Annotated in this window: 3 protein-coding genes and 1 pseudogene; 2 read left to right on the forward strand and 2 right to left on the reverse strand. The window is 60.9% G+C overall.

Annotated features, from left to right (window positions below; all coding sequences use genetic code 11):
- Both Q0288_RS03535 and Q0288_RS03540 read left to right on the forward strand, forming a co-directional pair.
- Positions 1 to 114: pseudogene (locus Q0288_RS03535) on the forward strand (acetyl-CoA carboxylase carboxyl transferase subunit beta); the annotation flags it as partial.
- A gap of 83 nt (positions 115 to 197) precedes the next feature.
- The gene (locus tag Q0288_RS03540) at positions 198 to 1145 is read left to right on the forward strand and encodes an acetyl-CoA carboxylase carboxyltransferase subunit alpha (protein WP_299427282.1); all 948 of its coding nucleotides are present in this window, start codon (positions 198 to 200) and stop codon (positions 1143 to 1145) included.
- 267 nt (positions 1146 to 1412) lie between these two features.
- Here the strand turns inward: Q0288_RS03540 and ugpC are convergent, their stop codons facing one another.
- On the reverse strand, positions 1413 to 2558 hold the full coding sequence (gene ugpC, locus Q0288_RS03545) for a sn-glycerol-3-phosphate ABC transporter ATP-binding protein UgpC (protein ID WP_299427285.1): 1146 nt from the start codon (positions 2556 to 2558) through the stop codon (positions 1413 to 1415).
- Between the two features lie 341 nt (positions 2559 to 2899).
- The coding region (locus Q0288_RS03550; protein ID WP_299427288.1) for a (Fe-S)-binding protein at positions 2900 to 3934 on the reverse strand (1035 nt) is incomplete at its 5' end.

Genomic DNA, 3934 nt, shown 5'->3' on the forward strand with positions numbered 1-3934 from the left:
TTTTTACTCAAACATGGCATGGTAGACCAGGTGGTAGACCGTCGTCAGCTCAAGGAGACCGTGGTCAGGGTTCTCAAGCTTTTGCACCCCAGGACGGTGAATCATGCTGGATAGGGGTCAGGGGTTAGGGGTTAGGGGTCAGACGGCTGCGCTCGACCCCGGGCGCCCGGCGGCGGATACTCCCGAAGGGAGCGCCTATGCCGCTTGAGTTTGAGAAACCTATCGAGGAACTCGAGGCCAAAATCGCCGAGCTCGAGGGGTTTGCCTCGAGCAGCGGGGTAGACCTCTCGGGGGAGTTGCAGGTTCTGCGGGGGCGACTGACCCAGCTCAAATCGGAAACCTTCAACAACCTGTCCCGCTGGGAACGGGTGCAACTGGCCCGTGCCCCTGGGCGCCCCACCACCCTCGACGTAATTGGCGGCATCATGAACGATTTTGTCGAGTTGTCGGGGGATCGCACCTATGGCGAGGATGCGGCTGTAGTGGGTGGGCTGGCCTACCTGGAAGGCACCTCGGTGGTGGTGGTGGGCCACCAGAAAGGCCGCGATACCAAGGAAAACATCAAGCGTAACTTTGCCATGCCCCACCCCGAGGGCTATCGCAAGGCCATGCGACTGATGGATCTGGCCGACCGCTTTGGCCGCCCTTTTATCGCCTTTATTGATACCCCTGGAGCCTACCCCGGCATCTCTGCCGAAGAGCGCGGCCAGGCCTGGGTAATTGCCCAGAGCATCCAGCGCATGGCCCGCCTTAGGGTTCCGGCCATCGCAATAATCCTGGGAGAGGGTGGATCTGGGGGTGCTCTGGCTATTGGTGTGGGCAACCGAGTGCTTATTCTGGAAAACGCCTGGTACTCGGTGATTTCGCCCGAATCCTGCGCCGCCATCCTGTGGCGCGATGCCAGAGAAGCCGCCAGGGCTGCCGAAGCCCTCAAGCTCTCGGCCCCCGACCTCCTGGATCTGGGAATTGTGGATCGGATCATCCCCGAGCCCGGCGGCGGAGCCCACCGCAATCCAGCCGCCGCCCTGGTCAATATCCGGCAGGCCCTGTTGGCCTCGTTGGCCGAACTCTCGCACCTGGGCCCCGAAGAGCTGTTCGAAGATCGCTACCGCCGGTTCAGGGGGCTGGGGCGCTACCAAACCTGAACCCTCCTTCACATGTCCGCTCAGGAGGTCATGTCAGCGGGTGTGAAAAAAGGGTTCAGGCTGGGATCTCTACCGGTTGGGTCTGCGTTAAAACAGTGGCAGCACCTGGGCGCCAATCAGGAACGACGCCGAGATACAGACCCTGCGGGAAGCCTGGCGCGGTCATGCCGCCCCTATCTTTCATTTTCGCAACGGAGACCCTCAGGCAACCAGGCGACCACAAAACCCCAGCCGCTCTACTGGGGTTTGTGGGTATGAGCCGTAGTGCTAGACTCGAGCCGCCGAACGAGTGTCCCGGGCCATGGCGTGACCGATAGCTTTTTCGTGCCCATCTACTTCGAAGGCATGTAGCTTGCTGGTGTCCAGCAGAAGATCTATAGAGTCGCTGGGCAAGACCATGGCGTGGCCGTCTACCTTGGCGGTCATCATGTGCCCGCCCACCTCGGCATGCACTTCGGTGTCGGCACCCAGGGGTTCCACCACCTCTACCCTGCCCTTAACGATGTTGTCGCCTTCGGGAATGGTTGTCCAGCCCTTGAGACCGATGTGTTCGGGACGGATGCCCATCCAGACTTCCTTACCATTATAGGGCGCCAGGCTAGGGGTCAGGGTTCCGTTGGCCATGACCTTGAAACCTTCGCCCACAAAATAGGCGTTGCCGCCTTCGGTCTGCACCCGTGAGCGAAGGAAGTTCATGGAGGGTGAACCTATAAAACCAGCCACAAACTTGGTTTCGGGGAAGTCGTAGAGGTTGAGCGGACTGTCCACCTGCAAGACCTCACCGTCCTTCATCACCACGATGCGCTGGCCCAGCGTCATGGCCTCGACCTGGTCGTGGGTCACGTAGACGGTAGTGACCCCCAGGCGGCGCTGGAGCTTGGAAATTTCGGCCCGCATCTCCACCCGAAGCTTGGCGTCGAGGTTGGAAAGGGGCTCGTCAAACAAAAAGACCTTGGGCTCACGCACGATAGCCCGGCCCATCGCCACCCGCTGGCGCTGACCGCCCGACAACTCGCGGGGCTTGCGATGCAAAAGGTGGTCAATCTTGATGATGCGGGCAGCATCCTTCACCCGGCGATCAATTTCGGCCTTGGGCACCCTGCGTAGACGCAGTCCAAAAGCCATGTTCTCGAAGACATTCATGTGAGGGTAAAGGGCATAGTTCTGGAAGACCATGGCGATGTCGCGGTCTTTGGGCGGCACATCGTTGACCAGGCGGTCGCCAATGTAGAGCTTGCCCTCGGTGATGTCTTCCAGACCGGCGATCATGCGCAAGGTGGTGGTCTTGCCGCAGCCCGAAGGGCCTACAAAAACCACAAACTCGCCGTCTTCGGTCTCGAGGTTGAAATCCTTGACCGCCGTCACCTTGCTGCCGAACTTCTTGTAGACTTGCTCCAACCGAATTACTGCCATTATGGCCTCCTGCTTTGGTGCTGTGCTGCCGCACAACACCAGCCTGTACCCGGTTCCCACGCTGTGAGACTTCGCCCTGGCGAGCCCATCGGGGATTGGTTCTGGTACGTTTTCAGTCTACCCAGTTTCCACCCAGGACTTCAATACCTGGAGCAATTCTCTCAGGATGCAAGGAGTTGGTCGCGTGCTCCAGGCTGGCCGAGCGAGCAACAGCCAGTGCAGGCGGTTGTATCGCAGTCTGGGCCCTCTGATCTGCGAACTTCGACTTTTGACCCTCCGGTGGGCTGGGAGAAGTTCAAAAGCCTGCTCGACCGGGTAGCCACCGGCCACTACTCCTGGGCTTAATCTTTCTTTAGCCGCTGAACCACCAGCTCGGAAATCTCCAGCACTCTGGGGGCCTGGCCTTCGGCCTCCTGGGTGGTTTCCAGGTTCATCATCTGCATGCAGAAGGGGCAGCCCACCGCGATGGTATCGGCGCTGGTGCCCTTCAACTCGCGGTAACGGTTGGTGGAGACCCGCTCCTGGCCGGGCTCCTCCTCCTTCCAGAACTGCGCCCCGCCCGCCCCGCAGCAGAAGCTGTTCTTGCCGTGGCGAGGGGGCTCGTGGAGCTTGAGGCCGGTGGCCTGGATGACGTCCCTGGGCTCCTTGATCAGGTCGTTGTGTCGTCCCAGATAGCACGGGTCGTGATAGGTCACTTCGCCTGCCATCGGGATCAGCTCGAGCTTCTTCGCATCAATCAACTCGGCAATATACTCGGTGTGGTGCTTAACCTGGTAGGCGCCTCCAAAGTCCTGGTATTCGTTGGCCAGGGTGTGGAAGCAGTGGGGACAGGTGGTGACGATGGTCTTGGGCCTGGCTGCCATGGCGGCATTGAGCGTCGCGACATTCTCGGTCGCCAACTGCATGAACAAGAACTCGTTGCCGGCCCGCCGGGCGGCGTCGCCGGTGCACTTTTCCTGTTTGCCCAGCACCGCCCAGCTCGTCCCCGACTCCTGGAGGATTTCCGCAAAGGCCCGTGCGGTCTTCTGGGCGCGGGGGTCGTAGGCGGGCGCACAGCCCACCCAGTAGAGCACCTCGGCCTCGGGGTTTTGCGTCACGGTCTGCACCTCGAAGCCCAGACCCTCCGTCCAGCCCATGCGCTTATCGGCCCCCAGGTTCCAGGGGTTGCCGTTGCGCTCCATGCCCTTAAAGGCGTTGTTCAGTTGTGCAGGAAACTCTCCCTGCATCATCACCCGCTCGCGCCGCACGTCCACAATGTGCAGCATCTGCTCGTTGCCCACCGGACAAACCTCTACGCAGGCATTGCAGGTGGTACAGGCCCAGATACTCTCATCGTTCATGGCAAAGTCCATCAGCGGGCGGGGGCTCTCTTTGCC

The organism is uncultured Meiothermus sp. (assembly GCF_937863175.1).
Classification (GTDB): domain Bacteria; phylum Deinococcota; class Deinococci; order Deinococcales; family Thermaceae; genus Meiothermus.